This is a genomic window from Bradyrhizobium sp. UFLA05-153 (assembly GCF_054185185.1).
In genome coordinates this window covers 1-19,594 of the sequence record NZ_JBBIAM010000156.1, presented here as the reverse complement: position 1 = coordinate 19,594, position 19,594 = coordinate 1, and the positions used below count along the sequence as shown (strand labels likewise).

General features: G+C 56.5%; 17 protein-coding genes and 1 pseudogene. 8 read left to right on the top strand and 10 right to left on the bottom strand.

Annotated features, from left to right (window positions below; translation table 11 throughout):
- A partial coding sequence (locus Q2941_RS45645; RefSeq protein ID WP_458196683.1) for a hypothetical protein occupies positions 1–624 on the bottom strand: 624 nt, incomplete at its 3' end.
- 49 nt (positions 625–673) lie between these two features.
- Positions 674–2,434: a metallophosphoesterase gene (locus Q2941_RS45640; protein WP_458196682.1), complete on the bottom strand. Its 1,761-nt coding sequence runs from the start codon at positions 2,432–2,434 to the stop codon at positions 674–676.
- Positions 2,435–3,648: 1,214 nt separating this feature from the next.
- Here Q2941_RS45640 and Q2941_RS45635 point away from each other — a divergent pair.
- The 4 genes from Q2941_RS45635 to Q2941_RS45620 all read left to right on the top strand — a co-directional run bounded on the left by Q2941_RS45635 (position 3,649) and on the right by Q2941_RS45620 (position 6,779).
- A complete protein-coding gene (locus Q2941_RS45635; RefSeq protein ID WP_458196681.1) occupies positions 3,649–3,981 on the top strand; it encodes a hypothetical protein in 333 nt (110 codons plus the stop codon).
- A gap of 298 nt (positions 3,982–4,279) precedes the next feature.
- The gene (locus Q2941_RS45630) at positions 4,280–4,465 is read left to right on the top strand and encodes a hypothetical protein (protein WP_458196680.1); all 186 of its coding nucleotides are present in this window, start codon (positions 4,280–4,282) and stop codon (positions 4,463–4,465) included.
- A 467-nt stretch (positions 4,466–4,932) separates the two neighbouring features.
- On the top strand, positions 4,933–6,321 hold the full coding sequence (locus Q2941_RS45625) for a hypothetical protein (RefSeq protein WP_458196679.1): 1,389 nt from the start codon (positions 4,933–4,935) through the stop codon (positions 6,319–6,321).
- Positions 6,246–6,779: a DUF3088 family protein gene (locus tag Q2941_RS45620; protein WP_458196678.1), complete on the top strand. Its 534-nt coding sequence runs from the start codon at positions 6,246–6,248 to the stop codon at positions 6,777–6,779. The genes Q2941_RS45625 and Q2941_RS45620 overlap by 76 nt, the downstream gene beginning before the upstream one ends.
- Here the strand turns inward: Q2941_RS45620 and Q2941_RS45615 are convergent.
- The 6 genes from Q2941_RS45615 to Q2941_RS45590 all read right to left on the bottom strand — a co-directional run bounded on the left by Q2941_RS45615 (position 6,673) and on the right by Q2941_RS45590 (position 12,712).
- The gene (locus tag Q2941_RS45615; protein WP_458196677.1) at positions 6,673–7,644 is read right to left on the bottom strand and encodes a LysR substrate-binding domain-containing protein; all 972 of its coding nucleotides are present in this window, start codon (positions 7,642–7,644) and stop codon (positions 6,673–6,675) included. The two genes, Q2941_RS45620 and Q2941_RS45615, sit on opposite strands and share 107 nt — an antisense overlap.
- Positions 7,645–8,678: 1,034 nt before the next feature.
- Positions 8,679–8,999, bottom strand: a complete 321-nt coding sequence (locus tag Q2941_RS45610; protein WP_458196676.1) for a hypothetical protein — start codon at positions 8,997–8,999, stop codon at positions 8,679–8,681.
- A gap of 69 nt (positions 9,000–9,068) precedes the next feature.
- Positions 9,069–10,688, bottom strand: a complete 1,620-nt coding sequence (locus Q2941_RS45605) for a tyrosinase family protein (RefSeq protein WP_458196675.1) — start codon at positions 10,686–10,688, stop codon at positions 9,069–9,071.
- Positions 10,678–11,427 carry a DJ-1/PfpI family protein gene (locus Q2941_RS45600; protein WP_458196674.1) on the bottom strand — a complete coding sequence of 250 codons (750 nt, stop codon included), beginning with the start codon at positions 11,425–11,427 and terminating at the stop codon, positions 10,678–10,680. Before Q2941_RS45600 ends, Q2941_RS45605 begins: the two co-directional genes overlap by 11 nt.
- A complete protein-coding gene (locus Q2941_RS45595; RefSeq protein ID WP_458196673.1) occupies positions 11,424–11,741 on the bottom strand; it encodes a MoaF-related domain-containing protein in 318 nt (105 codons plus the stop codon). Before Q2941_RS45595 ends, Q2941_RS45600 begins: the two co-directional genes overlap by 4 nt.
- Positions 11,717–12,712 carry a hypothetical protein gene (locus tag Q2941_RS45590; protein ID WP_458196671.1) on the bottom strand — a complete coding sequence of 332 codons (996 nt, stop codon included), beginning with the start codon at positions 12,710–12,712 and terminating at the stop codon, positions 11,717–11,719. Before Q2941_RS45590 ends, Q2941_RS45595 begins: the two co-directional genes overlap by 25 nt.
- A gap of 898 nt (positions 12,713–13,610) precedes the next feature.
- Here Q2941_RS45590 and Q2941_RS45585 point away from each other — a divergent pair.
- The 3 genes and pseudogenes from Q2941_RS45585 to Q2941_RS45575 all read left to right on the top strand — a co-directional run bounded on the left by Q2941_RS45585 (position 13,611) and on the right by Q2941_RS45575 (position 15,801).
- Positions 13,611–14,294: a helix-turn-helix domain-containing protein gene (locus tag Q2941_RS45585; protein WP_458196670.1), complete on the top strand. Its 684-nt coding sequence runs from the start codon at positions 13,611–13,613 to the stop codon at positions 14,292–14,294.
- A gap of 763 nt (positions 14,295–15,057) precedes the next feature.
- Positions 15,058–15,273: a hypothetical protein gene (locus Q2941_RS45580; protein WP_458196669.1), complete on the top strand. Its 216-nt coding sequence runs from the start codon at positions 15,058–15,060 to the stop codon at positions 15,271–15,273.
- Positions 15,274–15,452: 179 nt separating this feature from the next.
- Positions 15,453–15,801, top strand: a pseudogene (locus Q2941_RS45575) (hypothetical protein).
- 291 nt (positions 15,802–16,092) lie between these two features.
- Here Q2941_RS45575 and Q2941_RS45570 read toward each other — a convergent pair.
- Positions 16,093–16,842, bottom strand: a complete 750-nt coding sequence (locus Q2941_RS45570) for a response regulator transcription factor (protein ID WP_458196668.1) — start codon at positions 16,840–16,842, stop codon at positions 16,093–16,095.
- A gap of 1,329 nt (positions 16,843–18,171) precedes the next feature.
- Between Q2941_RS45570 and Q2941_RS45565 the strand changes: the two genes are divergently transcribed.
- The gene (locus Q2941_RS45565; RefSeq protein ID WP_458196667.1) at positions 18,172–18,804 is read left to right on the top strand and encodes a helix-turn-helix transcriptional regulator; all 633 of its coding nucleotides are present in this window, start codon (positions 18,172–18,174) and stop codon (positions 18,802–18,804) included.
- Between the two features lie 346 nt (positions 18,805–19,150).
- Here Q2941_RS45565 and Q2941_RS45560 read toward each other — a convergent pair.
- Positions 19,151–19,594: hypothetical protein (locus Q2941_RS45560; protein WP_458196666.1), on the bottom strand; the 444-nt coding region annotated here is incomplete at its 5' end.

The window sequence follows — 19,594 nt, the reverse complement described above, 5'->3', positions numbered from 1 at the left end:
GCCTAGGATGACACTGAGCCATGCCAGGCCGGAACTGTAGAGTGCCGGGCTTACTCTGACGGTCGTCTCCGAGACCTTAAACGGAGAGCCATTCTGGCAGGTGAAAATATAGAGTTGGGCTTGCTTCCAAGGAGCGCCAACCACGTCGGGAAAACGCAGATTGACAATCGTTCGGTCCTTTCTCATTAGGCCCTTCTTAATGAGAGGATCTGTATCGGCTGCTTGTCTGGTCCTGACGTCGGTCCTGTCGAGGATGACGGGGCTGGTCGTTCCGATGTCGAGGGCGCCGAAGTAGTACTCAGTCTCAGAGAACGGTTCGTCGAGGCCGACGTCGACCGTCCCTCCGGTGGGAAGCAAGAAGGTGTCCATGATGATGCGACCACCGATCTGCCGCCGCTTGTTGAGCAGTTCGGAGCCGGCGTCCTCTTCGGTAATGCAAACGTCGCGAGGGTCGTATTTCTTTTTTGTCGGCTGAGCCGGTTTTCCGGGCGTGGCTTCGGCGGGCGCGGGTGGATTGGTGGACGCCTGATCATTTTGTGGTGCCGCGCCTTGAGCATGAGCGACGAAAGCAATCAGAGACATAAAAAGAGGTAGGCCCAAGAACATGGGCAAGCGCGATCGCATTTTGCCGCTCCAACCTTTGGAGTTTTGCGGAATTGTAGTCGTCGTGCCTCTAAACGGCGCTTGTATGTACCCGTATGGCTTCAATCAGATGCGGCTTCAGACCGTTCTTGGCGATGAAGACCGGCTGGTTGGGATTGTTGCGGGTCGGCGGGCACTGCGGATTGACAAACCAGTCATCACGGTGGGGGACGTCGTCCATTCCCACCGCGAAGATATCGACGGTGTCGCCGTCGATGCGAAGCCTCAAGAAATTATTGTACTGGCCGAGGCGCAGAGCGCTGAAGGCATCATTCCGATTCATCCGCATCCATCGGCACGTGATGAGTAGATTAAGGCCAAACAGGGTGCTTCCGACAAGAAAACCGACAATGCCCATCTCGCATACTATCCGGACGAGCCAAAGCCATACGTCGAACCATTGCCCAGGAAAGAGCGGTGCCGCTTCGTTCCAGAGTCTGAAGAGGTGAGCCGAGGTGAGAACTGCGGCGGCCTGCGCGAACGAGTGAACCGCACTGCTGATCAGAACTCCCGGACCGGTGGATTTCTCCTGGTTGACGGTGTAGCCCATGAGTGCCCATGCGAAGATCGCCGTGACAATGATGTAGATGTCCCATTCATCGCGAAGGGTGATCGCAATTCCACAAAGTCCGTAGATGGCTCCCATCAGGAGCGAGAAATCCCAGTTCTTGAAGGCGAAGAACACATTCCGCCACACAAGTCGCTTGCAAATGCTCATTGAGGGATAGCAGGCAGGTTCCTCTGGCGTTTCCTTGTTGGCGGACGGAATTGTGCCGAGCTGAAGAGTCTTCCTTGTTGCCAACCAATCGAGAGTGACGTTTTTCTCAAGGTGATGGGTGGGATGCAAAAAGGCGCCGCCGCCGCCCGACGTGATGAACTGCGTCCCATCAGTGGCCTGGTAGCGGCTGTAATGATGGGTATCGCCCGAAAGAAGGATGGGGACGGAGTGGCCCTTTGATGTGCCGTCAGACTTCCTCGCTTCCAACGCGAGCCCGACCGCGAAGTCTGTGATGCTCCACGATTTGCTGTTCGTATCGGTGTAAAGCCAGCCAGGTTCGGCGCTGCAGATGATAATCCTGGAGTTATCCGGCATGTTGGCCGCGATGCGGCTGAAGTAATCGGCCTGCGGCTGATCCATATCGTCGGCAAGCTGGATATCGGTCGCCCAGAGCCACCAAGTGTCTGTTAACTGGACCGCGAAGTAGCTGCGGCGCTGGTGGCTGCGCCAACTGCCAAGGTGCCAGTGTTTCTCCCGGCAGAAGAATGCGAGAAACAGGTCCAAACCGTCATACCAATCGTGATTGCCAGGAATTGCAAACACAGGGACGCCTTCATCCGAGTGACGGTCGGGATTTGGAGAAGCCCAAGCATAAGGCTGTCGCAGTTGGTTGGTATAAGCCTGCCGGCTAGCTTTCGGATAAACCTCGTCGCCACCCATCACGAGAAGCTGGCCACGTGGCAGAGTGTGTTCTCCGACGATCATTTCTTTGCGGGCAAGCAAGGAAGCCATCGCATACGTACTATCGAAGCCATCGCCAAGATCTGCGACGAAATCAAACCAGACGACGCCGCCATGTTCTGACGTCAGCTTTTCTTTAAGAGCTGTGGCGCGTCTCATGTGTTCACTAACTGGGACCGTGTCCAAGGCAGCTATCATGAGCCGGCGATCGGCGTACCGGCCGAAGATCGACGACAGGATCACGTTCTTGAGCAAAGCCAAGAGGAGGCTAGGGCTGAACCAGTGAGCCATGCGGGGAAAGCGCTCGTAGTCGTTCAGCGGCGGCACGGCCATCCAAATTGCTCCCGTGTGAAATTTCTAAATCAACTCGTGAAGCGTAACACGCGAGTAGGCACCTGCAACCAGGGATGGCGATGTTTCCACAGAGGTTGCATGACTAGCGATCGTTGTATGATTCCGATCTAGCTAGGAAACGCCATGGGCCAAGCCGTAAGCTGGATGACGTGTTCGTGTCGTGCGCCAAATTGGGACTCCCGCGAAACGAGTTGAGACCTGACGTGAGCACATTTCTGAGAACTTCGCTCGTTTCTAGGGCCGAGTTTTGGAAAGCGTTTTATGAGCTCGGCGCAGTCTACTTCATTCGTGACGTTGATGCTGACGCCATCAAAGTGGGGCCCCTGTCAGTTCATTGCTAGAGTTCTTCCGAACATGCTCGGGTATCGCAACTGTGGGATCAAGCGGCCACGTCGCCCTTACGACCGTGAGTCACAAGGCTCCGGTTTACGGCCGACTCCTCGTCATAGGGGGCCTAATCGGTCTACCGCTTCGACATCCCACCGAAGCTGCTCGTCCGCGGCAGATCGCGGAGCCGACCATTGTCAGTCTCTAAAATGCTGACTGTTGGTTAAATCCGTCAAAAAAAGCGTTCGGGCGCAGAATACGCGCGTTAGCGCGTCGGCATTGGCATGAATTCGCCGGAGCGTTTGTAGTGATGGGGCTTGATGGTGTCGTCTGCATCCCGCGCCGCTGTCTGCAGCCTGAGATGGGTGATAGAAGCAAGGTAAGGGCGAGGACAACGACAAGATCAAAGCTTCAGCAGGCGCGCCGGTACGCAATATCTAAGGCACTCCGCAAAGCGAAGAGGCCCGGCATTGGAGGCGAATCCGGCCGGGCCTCTGAGTCGCCAATCCTGTGCAGGGGCTGACTGACGACGATCAATGATCGCACGGCAGGCTTACGAAAGCCTGACGGAATTGAGCTACTGCCGAGTTCAACTCGGAAACGCGGCACCTCTTTGGTTATAGGGACGGCCTGAGCGGAGAATCCATCATTTCTTTTTCCTTTGGGAGTCGGGCTGAGGAGCCGGAATTCATCGAGAACGAGTAGCGAAACGCCGAATTTCTGCGCGAGTTGCGTCCGCGAGATTATTCCGTATTGAATTATCAGTCCGATTGTCGCTAGATCGACGTGATGCCTGCGGACGGACGCGGCGGCCGAGCGAGGTACCGCTATCAGTTCGCCGCGCGATGACAGAGGAAATCCGAGTCATGCCCCTGGTCTTGCATTTCGAATGGGAGGAGGCGCCGGGGGCAAAGACTCTGAGTGACCTCGGCAAGGCCCGTTCCGCGCGTCAATTTACTGATGCTCCAGCCAAGCAAACAGCCCGTCAGTCGGCTTTCTATAGAAATCTTGTTCGTCTCGCCGAGCAAACAGGAATGAGGACGTTGCCGATCTACTTCGTAACCGTGGATGGCTTGGCCAAACGCATGGACTATGGATGCATAAAGATGGCCGAGCATGCTGGATTTATCGAGGAAATCGAAAATTCCGCGAGCGGTGTGGTTGAGACAGTGACATTGTCATGGAACCCATCGATCTGATGATCGGCGGAGCTGATAGCTGGTCTCTTTGCCGGAGATGGTCACCCAGAAGGAAAAGACATTAACTGGATCTGACGTTTGCGAGCGGTTCAGGTTTCGAACGCATCCCCTTCAGCGCGCCGACGTTCAAATCTGAAATCATTCAGCGTTCGAGAACCCCGACACTTCCTCCAATTTCGTTAGAAATCCGTGGAAGATGGATGCATAATTCTCGGATCATCTGCAAGAGCTGAGCCGCAGGTCCGCTGGCTGAGAGACTAGTCCGCGCTCCCATCCTCATGACACAGCGAGCCGAAGCATGGTTCTTCCCCCATTCCGCATCTTACGGAATACCAACATCAACAAGGACGCCGAAACCAAGCACGTTGTCGAGGTGCAGGCCGCCCTCGAAAGGGCACGCCATCTGCTCAAGAACAACCCCCGACCTTCGAGTTTCGCGGGCCAACAGACCTATAAGCCTTTTCCTAAAGAGGACGAGCGGTGAGGCCGCCGTACTTTTATCTCGGGGGTTTGAGGCCCGGAGAGCTCAACCACTCGTCGATGTGAGCCGTAACGTCGGCCTGCCGAGCCTTCTGAAGCAGCGCATCGCGCGCGGCTCCAGCGGCCATCTGGTCTGCTTTCTCTCGCGCCAGCCGCGCTGCTTTGTTCAGCCGTTCGCCCAGCGGTCTTTCCTGCTTAAACCGGAGTCGCTTCATGACACTTTCCACCGTGATTCTGCTCAGCGGTAGAACCCGCGATCGTAGACAAGGCTCCTAAATACAACGCCCAGGAAGTGAGCGCACAATTAACCTAAGATAATGCGTCGCCGTAGCCGTGATTGCCTTCTGCCCCGATCCACGAAGGCGGAGTGCTTGGCCGCCGGAAAGGTTGATGCAAAACGGACGCACCGCATTTGCATGCCGCGCCGCGCAACTGCCTTGATGGCGTCCTGTAAGCAGCACAGGTGCTAATGTGCTAGCGCAGCGTCAATCGGGGGCGGCTTTCAATTTTTTTGACGGCGACCGCGAAGGAATTTCGCTGCGAAGTGGAGCCGATGGCGACTGGCGGACCGGCGGCTATCTTGCCGGCCTGCAAAAGCTCATCGACGCCGAACTGAGCTGGGCTGCTGAAAATGCGCCAAAACTGGTTGAGGCGGCACAACAGTCCTTGAAGCGGCTGTTCCCTCTCCTGGTCAGCGATGCCTTTACCCTGCCGAAGGATCTCATCAATACGTCAAGCAGGGAGGAGCGTACACGGTTCTATCATCATGAATATCAAAACAAGCTCCTGGTCGGATTAGCCGAATTCCTACTGAAGTGTGCCCGGGAGCGCAACGAACGTCACATCATCGTCATCGACCGGGCGGCTGCCCTGTCCAATTCGGCGAAGAATCTGATCAAGCTGCTCGTCAGGCTGGACGACGATGCACGTCTGTTTCGGTTTGTCCTGATCGATTACGAACAACGCCTCTATTTTCCCGACGCCAACGAAGCCCATTTCGGCAGATATAGCTCGCAGGAACTGGGGCCGATCCTTGATCGGGATCTCGCTGTTGAGAAACAACGACAGATTTATGAGGCAAGCGGCGGAAATCCGCTGATCGCGGAGGCGTTAAGCAAATGTGAGGCAGCCGGATTGCCGGTCATCGGCTATCTCGACCCGATTGCGATCGTGGACCTCTATCTAGCCAGCTTCAACACCGGTGAACGCCACAGTCTTCTCAAATCGTACATCGAGTCAGATTGCACGACGCCTAATCTGATTGCCCAACGAAACTATGCAATCTTTGAGCACGCGACCGCAGATCATCTGCACGAGCAGCTGCACCGCGCTTGCCCGGATCGCTATATGGCGGGCGAAGCGCCGCTCGTCATGCTCCATGCGCTCTCGGTACGAGACAAATACAAGCGGCTGGAATTGCTCGCAGAACCGAGTGAGATCCTCCAGAGCATCGGCCTGTATGATCTGTGGTTTGGCTACTTCAGCGAAATTTTTGCTATGTCACTCGATGCTGTCCTGCCTGTGGTGATCGCGTCAAGCAGCGCGATGCTTGGCCTCGGCCAAATATTTGCGGCTGCCGCTCACACGCACATGGTTTCGTCAGTGGCTCCGGATCGAGCCGGTCGCCTTTCCGTGCTATTTCAATGTTGTACCTATAGCGACGTCGCAGGAAATGGCATTGTTTTCTCGCTTTTGGGTGATCGGCTCCCTTTCGGCATGATCGTGCTGATATGTACGGCGAGCGCATTTCTTGCTTTTGCGACCTTCCGTGGTCAGATCAGGGCATGCTCAAGTTTCGTGTCCTGTCGATCGATAGATCCGAGATCAACATTATGCCATGGGATCAGCTGTTCCTTTTAGAACAACCCTTTTCAGACCCGGCATTTCCCGGACAGCAATTCTACTGCTGGCAATGCTCGCTGCTGGAAGGGGTCCTATCCGCGCTTCCAAGCTGTGCTGCGAGGCTCGACGTTCGTCAAATTGCGTGGGCCAAGCCACGAGCCGCACTGATCGAGAGGCTCGGTCAGGATCATCAGTCCGCGCCCGTTCTCATTTTCGAGAAGGGAAGCCCTGCGCCGGAGAACGCGAAGTACGCGAATGGGTTTCGCCTATGTCGACGATCCGTTTGCAATCCTCTATCTTTTAGCTGTGCGCCACGGATTTCCGGCCGCTCATTCGTGAAGTGTCTGCCTTGTAAGCCCCTGATGGCCATCAACGGGCTGACGCCGGCAGTGACGCAGCGGGGAACTTCACTTGACTGGCCTGTTCGACCTCTCGAGTTGCGCCTTGAAAATGCGATAGCGGGTCATCCCGGCTGAGTATTTCTGACAGTACCCAGCTCCGAAACTCTTTAACGGCCCCCAAAGTTCGCGCGTGTTCATTGACAAACATGTAGATTGAGCGATTGACCGGCACAAAGCCAAACGGAGCCACAAGCTCGCCTTTCTCAAGGTTGCTTCTCACCAAAATTCGCGAGGATATTGCGGCTCCAAGCCCACTTTTTGCCGCCTCGACAGCCAGGGAAAATGTATCGAACACGACGTGGCGCGAGCCCCGCAAGCATATTGCAGCTGCACTGGCCCATTCGTTCCAAGCATCCAACTTGGCGGACTCGTGCAGCAGAGGAATAGACAGAATGTTTTCCGGGCTTTTGATTGCCTCGAGCGTAGCGGGCGCACACACAGGGCCAATCATCTCATTCGATACGTGCGCATCACGGACGGGAAGCGGTCGTTTCAACGGGCCGGAAACGAACAATACATCCACCGCGCCAACAGACAGCGAGTCTAGATCGGAATCGGTCTCAAAGACAAAATCAATGTCCGAACGGAGTTGACGGAACGCACCAATGCGGGGCAAGAGACTGTGCGACAAAAATGTCCTTGAGCACCCCACCACCACTGATTGTCCCGCATCGCGCCTTCGTAGTGCGTAGCATTCTTTCTCGAGCATTGTGAACGCGCTCGCACAGCTGCGCTTCAGTTGTTCGCCGTCGGATGTCAGCCGCACGCCCGAGTTATGGCGAACGAACAGTCGCCTCCCGAACCAATCCTCAAGGAGGCGCATCTGATAACTTACCGCTCCGGTCGTTATGTTTAATCGCTCAGCCGCCTTTGAGAAGCTTGGAAACTCGCTCACCGCCTCAAACATATGAAGGCTTTTCAGAATCGGTAGCTTGCGCATCTGACCTATTTCTTTCTCGCCTCTAGCTGCGATGGTTGTTGTTGGGCCATGCAATGTGCCCCGATGTTCTCCAGCACCGACAACCGATATTGCTGACTGGCGGGAATGCCTGACGCTGAGACCTCTTTCGGCGCCGGCCTGTCACGCCGAACTCACCGGCCTGGCTCCGCGCTTTCGACCAAATCTCGATTGAGGCGCCACAGGCGCTTCGGATCTTGCGGCCTCTGAGGTACGGTCGGCGCTGAGAAATGCCCGCTCAGCAGCGTGACATTGCTGCGCGATCTCTCCAGAAAGATGGAACGAAGTTGAGGTTGGAATAGCAATTCCTGGGCCAACGAGGCTCTGCGAAACGTCGGCGATCGACGAGATGCGGCCCGGATGGCCATACTGCATGACGACGCGGTAATTGGCGGTCTGTGTTCGAACGCCTCGCAAGCTGCGTGCCGGCTAAAGACTCGCGAGTTTCAGCCGCTCAGGGCTGCACGACTATGTCCGCTTGTCGACATTGGTTGCCAAGCAGACAAACGACAGCGTGTCGGCCGGACCGCCTGTCAGACAGCACCAGTGATTTCGATCTTCAGTGGCCAAGAACTGGACACAGCGACGCACCCGCCCGCCATCGTAATGCTTACCTCCTTATATGAGGTAGGTTCCTCGCAGTTGGCGTTATCGGGCAGACTTAGGACAAAGAATAGCACGTTAATCAGCAGCCCGATCGCGATCGAGCTAAGGGCGGTGTGCGTGGCAATCTCCGATTCGTTGACTGCAAGCATCTGCCGAATTGGACGAGCTCCTCCTTGCGAAACACACTAAGCGCGCCAACAAGCGAGCAAGGCGGGCCGCATTGTCGAGAATATCGATCGACGTGACGGGCAGGGCGAAGCTCGACTCACTCGTATGATGGCTGCGACCACCAGCGTCGCGGCCATTATTCTTTCGATAATCCGCAGCCCGGATCTGACAGAGCCGTCGACTTTAGGAAAGTTTCGTAGTGTTGACGACCCCACCTAATCGTGCCGGGCGCGCCAGTTTCTTTACCTTGTCGTATCAGGAGCCAACAACTTCAGACTCTTCACCTCCGCTGGATTCGGCGCGCGAGGAGGTTTGTTTGCTTCCGTGATGGTCACGACCACGGAAAGATTGTCGTCGTGAATCGCATCGGGAGGTACGGGCAACGAATAGATGCCGGCGTTCTGGCGCTCGCCCGGGCCGAAAGGCGAGATAGCGCCGAGTAGTTCGCCAGCTTGCGTGGTGACACGGACACGCTGACCGGGCGCAAGAGGTCCCACTTGCACCTCGATCCACGCGATGGCCCCTGGGGCAAGGGAATGGGGGAGCGTAAGCGTTCGTTCCATTCCTCCTTCCTCTGCCCCATAGGCAACGGATGCTGCGAGCATGAACACGATTACCCAATGGCGCACGGCCTACAGCGCTCCGATCGAGACGGCCTTGAGCACAGGGGTGGTCTCCTCCCCATTTACTGGCGTGACCCTTACGGCCAGATTTGCATTGGTGGCCGTGGTGGCAAAGGGCGCAGTGAGAGCGTGTAGCGTGGCGGGAAGCGGGACCGCAAAGGTTGCCTCGTGGGACATGCCCATGTCTGCCATTTGCGGGCCGAAAAACCCGACTGTTCCGGCATAATACGGGCTGTCAACGCCGAGATTTGTAGCGTCAGACGGTGCGCCGACGAATACGCGGAACCGGCGGGCGCTTGAGGTGCCCTGAGGGCGCATCAGCGTGACCTGCGCGACCAGCGGCCGCGGGTTATTGGCGTTGCTGCGCCCTTGCAATATCGCGGCCGGAACCTCAACCGAAGCGGCATTCGCCGATACGCGCGCGGCGGCCACCGGTGGCTTCTGCGTAGCGAGATCGGCAACTTCCGGTCCAACGAGTGTTTCGCCAAAACCCTTGTCGTCATAGTCGTAGTCGAATCTGTCAGTAGCGAGATAGTCCCCGGCCTTGCCGTTCAAGACATAGTCTCCATTGGCGTCTACAAAGAACAAGAACGGCTCATCCGACAGGGTTTTCAAGTCGTCGCCCTCGGGCAAATAGGGTTGATGGCGCGACTTCTGTTTGCGCGTCCACACGTCCCAGAGCCGATCCATATTGGAGTGGTGAAGGAAAAAAACCGGATCGACCGGAGAAAGGAAATTGGTCATGTTTCCATAGGGCCCAGGATCGAGTGGGCCTTGTCCGCCGATGCAATTGTGGACAAGATTGTGCGGCATTCCCTCGAGTACCGAAAAGCTCGTCGGCGCGCCGGTCGACGCTGTGTTGTGGGATGGGCTCTTGATGCTGTTGAAGCTAAGATAGTTCACAGGGTTGTAGAAATCAGGCGCCAGCAGACCAGCAGAGACAGTCAGCTTTGACACGGCCCGCGTCGTATCACCGTCGAGATGAGGATTGGTCTTTGACAGGTAACGCGCGCCGCAGGTCGGCGCGAAGCATTCGTTTCCTGCCACGCCCTTGCCGGTCACACCGAGCGGCCCCTTCCACAGGTCATCGAATTGCATATAGGTGCGCGCGGTGAGCTGACCCTTCTGCGCGGAAGAGAGGCTGTCCCAGTATCGTGAGAGCGTCGGCTCGATGAACGAGGTGAAAACAGCAAAATTTTCCGTATAGGGCTTGAAAACATCGCTCGTCGGCGACAGCACGCCCGCGAACATTTCGTCTGGTATTTGCGGCAGTTCCGTCCAGTCCCAGTAGGGCAGGGCGAAATCGGGGTCACCGCTGAGCGAGCGGATGGTCTGCTCGAAATAACCGAGATACCCACGATGCCACACATAGAACCACCAGTTTCCATGTGGACAGTCCAGGAGATGGACGAAGGCGTTGCGGAACCAATTGTGGGGATGATCGGCGGGCAGGCTTAGCATCGCTTCGACGCCTTTGGCGTAGCTCACGAGCGCCTTGCGCCCTTCAACGCTCGTGACATTGCATCTCTTGTATTTTGCTGCTGCAAGAGCCGGCTTGAAGGGAAGAGCAACCGCGGTGGCCGCCATCGCTCCCAGAAGCTCGCGGCGTGTGATTTGCTCAATTTGCATCTGTCCCTCCCGTGGTTTTCCTGTCGACGCTGTAGTCCCATTGAGCTTGAGGCGGGTAGAAAATTGGTGTCTGCGGGTCGCGATGCCAATCGTACTCCGCCGCTGCCACTGCGTTTTCGGCAACGGCACGTCCAGCCAGTCTCGACACCAGGTAGAAGCCGAGGTCCGTTCCGGCCGACACGCCGGCCGACGTCACGTAGCGTCCCGCGTCGACCCAACGCGACACGCTGTCCCAAAGGACCTTTGGTCCCTGCTTTGCCACCCAGGTAAAAGCGCCATGATTTGTCGCGGCCGGGAGACCAGTCAGCAGGCCAGCGCGCGCGAGCACCACTGCGCCTGTGCAGACGGAGGCCATGAGCTTCACCTTGGCGTCCATCTGGCACACCCAGTCGAGCAGCATCGCAACGCCTTCAGGATCGGCCTGTTCGTCGAGCAGCGGCCACGTACCCCCGCCACCAGGGATCATAAGGAGATCCGGTGGATCGGCGAGCGCCTGCTTCATGTCCAGGTCCGGCATGACTGCAGGGCCGTTGATGCTCCTCACCTTCTCGAGGTGACGCCCGATGAGCGTCGTTGCGAAGGGATAGGGTGACGGGTCCCAGTAGTTCTGGCCGAGAAAACGAGAGATGGTGAAGGCCTCGGCGAAGCCAAACACGTCGATCGGCTCGAAGCCTTCGAAGACGAAGATGCGGATCCGCTGCGTCGACGGTGGTGCCGTATCGAGCGAAGCCGCGCTCATGGCAATTCCCGGAACTTACCGTGAAACTGATCAAAGGAGAGATCCGGCTCCGTGATATTGGTGACGATGGTCAGCCGGTTGTAATCTTCGATGTGAACGACCGTCGTCTTGTCGGACTCTTGCCAGGTCACCAGGAAAATCCCGTCGGTGATCGGCTCGACCTTGATGGTAACGGTTTCCGATCCGACCTTGTTGCCGTTCTTGTCCAGGTTGTAGTAGGTCAGCGATGTTTCCGACGCGAAATCGAGCTCGACCTGAAAGGCGACGAAATCGACGAAATACCGATGACCTACTCCGGGAAATCCACATGCCATGGTACCACTCCCCATTCTTGGACGTCGCTGGTTTCGCCTCGTAACGAAAGCCCGAACCGCTTGCGGTTGGCGAAACTCCCTCCGGCGCAACCGTGGAAGGCCGCCCGGTCGCCGTTTGATCTCATGGCGCACTTTGCAAGGATGCGCTGATTGTCCGACAGCTGGATTCCAAGATGTGGAGCAGCACACGACGCAAAGGACGCACTCCTGCTCGAAACCGCACTGTCCAGCTGCCCCTGCTGGCTTTGAGGCAGGATGATCTGCTGACCCACACACCCGGCAAACTGGGATACATCTAGGCCGACTCGCTTTGCGCACTCAATGGCGGTTCTCTGTGGATCTCCGCCCGACGCTACACCGAATGCCCCCGGAGACGGTACTTGGCCGGATAGCCCGTCAAAGCTCATTTGAGGAACGAGATAACATGGCTTTGTACCATGGGGACCGTTGCACATCGGCTGGACAGTGGTCCCGGTGTTGACCAACTGAGGACGTGCAGGATCGATGCTCTGCAGACCCGCGCCGCCCTGGTTTTGCTGCATCAAGTAGTTGCCGATAGCGTCGCACGGTCCCGGCCCCAACGGCCCCATGCAAAGGGCGGTCCCCCTAGGGAGCGTTCCGATTTGTTGGAGTGGGTATTGCTGAGGCGCAAGTTGTTGCATCGCTAGATAGCGCCGGATCACCTGACACGGCGCCTGCCCGAGAGGCCCATCGCAGATCGGCCCGATACTTGGATGGAATGCTACCTCCTGCACCTGAGTTTGCGAGGCCACCTGCTCGATCAGAAGGAAGCGTCGAAAATCCTGGCAACGCCCTTCGCCGAGCAGTCCCTGGATCGGGCCGAAGATAGGGTCAACTCGAATGTGCTGTAGTGGGATTTGATCTGGCTGAAAGCCCTGAGCGTCGTCACCTTCCGAAATTTGGAAGACAAACAGAGCAAAGAACGAAAGCGCTGTAAACAGCGGCCTCATATCGCTCTCCAGGCACAAACGATGGTGAAAATCGATTGATCAATCGCAGTTACAAGTATGCGCAATGCTACCTTAGGTTAACAACGAGTACAAGCGCCCACATCGCCTGCGTTGCTTCACGTATCGTTAAAGTGAGTGCACACCGGAAACCTCTCGCTGCTTGCTTTGAGCGCAGGGGCCAGCGAACGAGCAGACTGTATGCGCATAACTACCGATTCCAGAGTCGGGACTGCACCACGCTTTTACATCACCGTTCGGTCTCTCTGCGGCTATTCTCTGTGCCGGAACGCAGCTTCTCCTCCTTACTTCCGTAAAACACGCATTTTGTCCTCGCGATCCTGCCTTCAACTATGCTTCCGTCACACGCGTTGACACTCATGCCAAGGGGGGACCTGGTCTCTTCGACCGTCGGGGGCGTGGAGGCGCGTCGGAAGAGCCGACCGTGCTCTATGCGCGAGCGCGCCGGCCAGGCGTCCCAGCCTTCAGTCACGATCCCTCGCACGAAAGAACTAAGGGCGTTGCCCCTAGCGCCTGCAAGGGCGCGCTTATGCTCGGCCGCGGCCGTTTCCCCGGTCTTCCGCGCTTACGCTTGTGCAGACCGGGAGATACCCTCGGGCCGCGTCCGTTTTTGCACTTGCCTCCCCGGTCTCGGCTTCAGCGCGGCTTTTGCGCTGAACCCTGTAACTCATGAAGGAGAGGTGAGGGTGTTAGTGTAAGTCCTCAGGCTTACTCATTCGAGACGTAGCACGAACGATAGGCTTTATGGCACCAACTTTGCCGCATTGATCTTAGGGACAGTCATTGGCTACGGTCGTAGTCGATCAGATGTATTCTGGCGCAAGGGGTGCTCTCTCACTCCACGCGCCAAATCGCATTTGGCTTGGCTCAGGAGTGGCCCATGTTCGTGCGCACCAACAAAGTCAGAACGTCCCGTCCCAACTCGCTTTCTGACCTCGGGATCACAAGCAGCTCCGATCTGAGCGTCAACTTGAGTGAGTTCACCTACAGGAAGGGGAAGGAGATTTACGGCGAGAAAGAACCCGCCGCGTATGTCTACCAGGTTACCAAAGGTGCGGTCCGAACCTACAAGCTGCTCTCGGATGGTCGACGCCAAATTGGCGCGTTTCATCTGGTCAGCGATATCTTCGGACTAGAGAACGGTGAGAGCCATCGGTTCACCGCAGAAGCGGTCGTGGAGACTACGGTTCGACTGATCAGGCGCACCAGCCTTGAAGACGCGGCCGAGAACGATGCGGTCGTTTCTCACAATCTGCTGAGGATGACCGCCCAAAGTCTGCAACACGCCGAAAACCATATGCTGCTGCTTGGACGAAAAACCTCGCTGGAAAAGGTCGCGGCCTTTTTGCTTGAAATGGACGAGCGATCCGCTGCGGCCGGCGCATTGTCCCTCCCGATGTCCCGCCGCGATATTGCCGACTACCTTGGTCTGACGCTCGAAACCGTTTCGCGCGCTGTGTCCCAGCTTCACAGACGGGGAATCCTTGATTTTATCGGAAGAAATCAGCGCGAGATCGTGATCCGCGACCGTCGGCAGCTTGCGAGCTTTGATTTGCAAAGTTAATTGGCGGGCGACTTTTTCGTGTCGCGAATGTCGCTCTCCCCGCTCACAGCCAGCTCAAGGGCGGGCATCAACTGCAGTCTACCCAGTTGTCGAACGATTCCTGGTCGTTGTTGGCGGCAGCGGTGTTTTCCGTTGATTCTGCGCTTGCGCCCGTGGCGAGACCGAAATAATGGTCCTATTGTCTTTGGTAGTTCCGAAGTCAATTTCAAAATGCCGCGAAGCGCAACTTTCCTAATTTCCATTGGATCGGTCTCTCGCACACGATCGCAGTCCGCTACGCTGTGGTCGAATAATTCAGCTATCGCAGCTGACAGATCGACGACGGGAAGGGGCCAACATAATTGCCCTAATGCTTCCTCAAATCGCTTAGCTTGCGCATGTAATAGCCCTGCTCCTCTATGGCCAACCTGATCTCATCGCTAATGCTGGCAACTCTCCTTTTCCTCCTCGGCCACTTCCCCAACGCGCCACTTAGCGGCAATGACGAACCCTGCGTGACGACCAACAAAGCACGTTTATCGTTTACATAAATGTCGAACATGATCCCTCCGAGCTGACAAGCTTATCGGTGCGGAGCGCCACTGGATAGCCCAGCATCGTCGGGGTGCCTCCATCGGCCTTCGGGAGTGGACCGCACTTCGACAATTTTGTGCCTATGCCTCCCATTTGGGAGGCGCGGCTCACGGCTTCGTCGCCTAGAAGGAAACGATTGGAAATGACGCTGCATTTGATGAACTCCAATTTTTGAAGAATGGAGACGGCAATGTCAAAGCGATTTTTATTTGCTGTCGCAGCAGTTTTGCTGGCGTGTGGCGGCACCACAGCCGCCGAGCTAGCCGTTTACGAAGTCACGGGTTTGCCGATCACGCCCCACCAGCTTGCGACGTTGGGCCCGGCCAACGCCGAGGAACAGGCGCCCACCCCCCGGCTTGCGCTGTCGGTGGAATGCCGGCATCTCCGCATCAGATCGCAGTGTTGACGCCGCGCGCCAAAGTGGGTCGACGGACCGCCGCTCCACAGGTGGCGAGAGGCGACCTCTCTCCGCAGTAAGTGATCTGGTGCGGCAACATTGCGCCGACAGGGCAACGCAACGACAGGCTAAAACTCGGCCGCAGACCAAGCAACTTCGGCTGCGCGAATTGCGAACTAAATATGCTTATGATGCTTGAGATACTTGCACTGCTCATCGCCATCGCGAGCGGAGAAGGATCCGCGGCCGCCCGCGATGAGGGCCAGTATACGACCTCGCCCATGAAGGGCTGGTTCGAAAGCCTGCGCAGCAAGAAGGGCGAACAATGTTGCGCCGATGCCGATGGCAGATCTATTGCCGACGTCGATTGGGAGAGCAAGGACGGACATGACCGCGTGCGGCTTGAGGGGGAGTGGGTAGACTCCCGATGATCGCGTGATCACCGTGCCCAATTTGGTCGGACGTACGATGGTTTGGCCTTTTTATTTGGATGGTCACCCGATCGTCCGCTGCTTTATGCCGGGAAGCATGACGTGAATTAAGTGGGCGGGCACCTGATGACGCCAAAAAGAGGGAGGGCTGAGTTGGGATGCTCTGCTCAGCCTTCAGTTCACCTGCTTTAGAAGGGACGGGATTTTGAAGGAGGCGGTATATAGCGCGACGGTTATCGGCGAAGCGGACGGTTCGCAAACGTCCTATTTTTTCGGTGGAGGAATCCACCGGCCCAGCGGTGGATTGACCGCGACACAACTCGTCGAATCGACGCATCGATAAGAGCGCGGGCCAGAAGTCTTTGAGCATGATCGCCGACCAGGCCCCCGGAGGATGTTACGTTTTCCTGAAGTGGGTCGCCGCATACCTTTGTGAGGAGGGGGGACTGCTCTCGAGACTTCCCGCTTTCGATCTGGCCTGAAAGTGAGTTACATTTGATCGCACGAGGCTTGGACGTATCGTCGCAACATCGGTTCTGATGCTGTCAACGAGCCTCACGATCTCTACGGGGGTACGAAGTTCCAGCTTTTTCATCATCCGCGCACGATTGACCTTCACCGTCACCTCGCTGACATTCAGCCTGATCGCGATCTGCTTGGCGAGCAATCCGTCCGCCACCAACGGTAAGATGTCACGCTCCCGTGCCGTGAGACCCTCGACACGTAGTCGGGCTTCGCGCGCGACGTGCTCGCGCTCCAGCCGACTTCGGTCGCGTTCAACGCCAAGCCGCACCGCATCATAAAATTCCTGCTCGCGGAAAGGCTTGGGCAGAAAGTCCACCGCCCCGCGTTTCATCGCTTCCACGGAGACCCGAATATCCGAAACGCCGCTGATAAATACGATCGGAATCAAGATGCCTGAATCGGCGAGTGTTTTCTGCAACTCCAAACCGGTCGGTGACGTGCCGGGAAAGCGAACGTCCAGCACTAGGCATGACGGGCCATCAGAGAGATCCTCCGTCATGAATTCGTCAATCGAGCCGAACAGTCTCACCTGAAGTCCGGCATCCTCGCAGAGGCTTCCGAGAGCACTCCTGATTTGCTCATCATCATCAACCACATAAATCGTTGCCGGGCTCGTACTCATGATCAAAAATCTCCTCGATAAATTCATTTTGTCGCGGGAAACGAACGGCGCCGGTTCCACGCGAAAAATCAGGCAATCATTCTAGTTCAGCGGCGTGACAATGCTGCGGGCCAAATTATAGCTATTGGATTTCGTTCCTGTGGCCGGCGCTTTGATGGCGGCAATCTACTCACGTACGCCTTCCTGCTCAGTAAAAGCAATGCTGCCAACTCTAGCTCCTGCTCGCGCTTTCGCAAAGAGGCTTTCCAACTGACCGAGATAGGACCGCCTCCGTGCTCATCGAAAACAGGCTGGCCTCCGAACTCAAAATCCGAACTGGCGAAGAATGGACACTGCGTGCGGACATCAGAGAACCAAAACTCGTTGCGCTAGTGTTGGAATTAAAGATAGATGCTGTGAGGCGGTCTCGCCCCAAGATCCGTGTGAGTGAAGGGGACGCTACGCCGGACTGCCGCTCCGGCTTTTTGGGGAAGGCGTTTCTCTGATGGCCAGATTGGATGGTCCAATTCACTCCGCCGCATGTGGAAGAAAAAGATCTCACCGACTGTCGTGTGCAGAAGGACGAGCGTTCGTGAGGCCTATCTGGTCGACGCCATTCTCCGCGTCAGCGCGCGCACCGTGATTGGCAAGCATATCCAGCGGGTCGTCCACTACGCTTCATCCCGCGAAGGCGGCCGATGACTGAATCACGAGAATGTTAGGCCGTGCACCAAAAACCTGGTGGTGCGATGCGACGGTGACCATGTCTGCTTTGCTCACAAAGCGACTGAGGTCGTGCAGCGATGCAATATATTGCGAAGTGCCAGAAGCGGTTATCAAGCGTCAGGGTGATGACGTCCGACCACTACCTATTAAATACTCCGGCGCAAATGTGACGTGTGGTTCAGGTCTGTGTAATGCCAGCTAAATCGTACTGAAGATTAGGCGCCTCTCGCGTCCTGCTCGCGTCGTTCAAAGGGCGGATGATCGTGTCAAAAAGCCGCGCAGTCTCGCAATCACACGCAGAATTTCGGAGGTGAAGGCAGTTAAATCGGGGGGCTTGGGCTTTGAAACCCAGTAAGCTGCCGGAGGACAGGGGGGGGCTGCGGGAGGGGCGCCTTTCTTGCGGGCAGGATTGGTGTCGCTCCGACTGAACAGTACATCGAGTTAGTAATCCGCGGCAGAGCGCGAGGAGTTCGACACGTGGGCATTCGCTCCTCGGCTGTAACGGGACTAGCCCTTTTACATTTCGTTGGATCTTAACAGTTGAGATGGTTGCTGCCATTGATGCGCTTTTAGCCATGCGAAGCTTGGAGGAAGCGCGTGATAGGCGATCTATTGAGTCGTCAAATGCTTGATCTCCAACAGCAAAGAGCCGCTTTCCGTCAGTTTCACATGAATCCTCCGGCGTACTCGAGCATCCTCACTGCGCTCGATTTAATTGGCTACCCTGCCATTTGGCTCGATCGAGACGGCTCGGTGCTAGCTGTGAGCGATAAGGCCTTACAGACCTTTGACGGTGACTTCACCGTCAGGGAGCGGCGCATTTGTGTGGCCGACTATCAATCGCGGATGAAATGCGAAGAGTTGATGGGGCGTGTCCGCTTGGTCTCCGAGGAGCAGGGACTTTCAGATTCGCCCGTCGTAATCAATCGCGCTAGTCGTCGGCCACTCGTGTTGAAAGCCATCCGAGGAGATTGGGCATCGTGCAGCCTACCTTGTGAGACGGGCGTTCTTCTTCTCCTCACGGACTTGGATGAAGTCCACGTCGTTTCACAGGCTTCGCTGATGGAAATCTTCGGCTTGACACCCGTTCAAGCGCAACTTGCGTCGTTGTTGGTGAGGGGTAAATCTCTGGAGGAAATCGCGCGCGAGATGAGGATCTCCTCAGGGACAGCACGACACTATCTTAAGGCTATCTTCGTCCGGACGGCTACAAGGAGGCAAGCTGAGTTGGCTTTGTTGTTGTCCCGACTTCGATAGTGCGATTTCAATCGAACAAGCGGCCTCATGACGACTCGTTCCCTGCATTTTTACGTTTGGCGGCTGATCGGTGGTAATCAGAACCAGACGATCTTCCCCCTTCAGCAATGAAGAGCGAGATCTGACTTCGGTCATTGTAGGGAACGCTTCGGGGGCCAATTCGATCTCGATCGAGAAAAATCCGATGATCAATCGGCAGATAGAAGGAGTTACGTGGTGTTTCACAAGGGGATCGCGCAGCTTATCGATCAGCTTGTCCGACAGCTGTCTTCAGCTTGCACCAGTCGCCACTTGCGAAAGACAAACGTGTGGTGTGTCATCGACCTGTTTTTCGACTCTGCGAGAATTACGAGAAGTGAGACGTTTTCAGCGAAGCAATTTCTTCCAACATAATTGCAGGAACCAAATGATGCGCGACCATCACGATATGCAATTCGAGGACCTTGCTCAGGTTCTTTGGAAAGCACGCTCCGGCGTTCAGCCGATCTCGGGGCGTGGCTGAGGCGGCTCCTGGAACAACGCTATCGATCCAAACGTCAGCGAGAGACAGCGCCGTTATCGAACAGCATGGCTCTCCCCGTTCCGTATTATCGCAGTCGACTATCAGCGTCTTCTTTGTCTTCTCGATTTCTCGGGCAGATGAAGCCGAAGGTTTAAACATGTCAGGTTCATGTATTATCACGAGATTGGCTTGAGGCGCATGAAGGTGGATATCGAGATGGAGGCGCTGGCGCTTGTCCTCTTGTTCAGCGCGACCGGGTTCCTTCTCTCGCTCGCAGTATCCATGTAC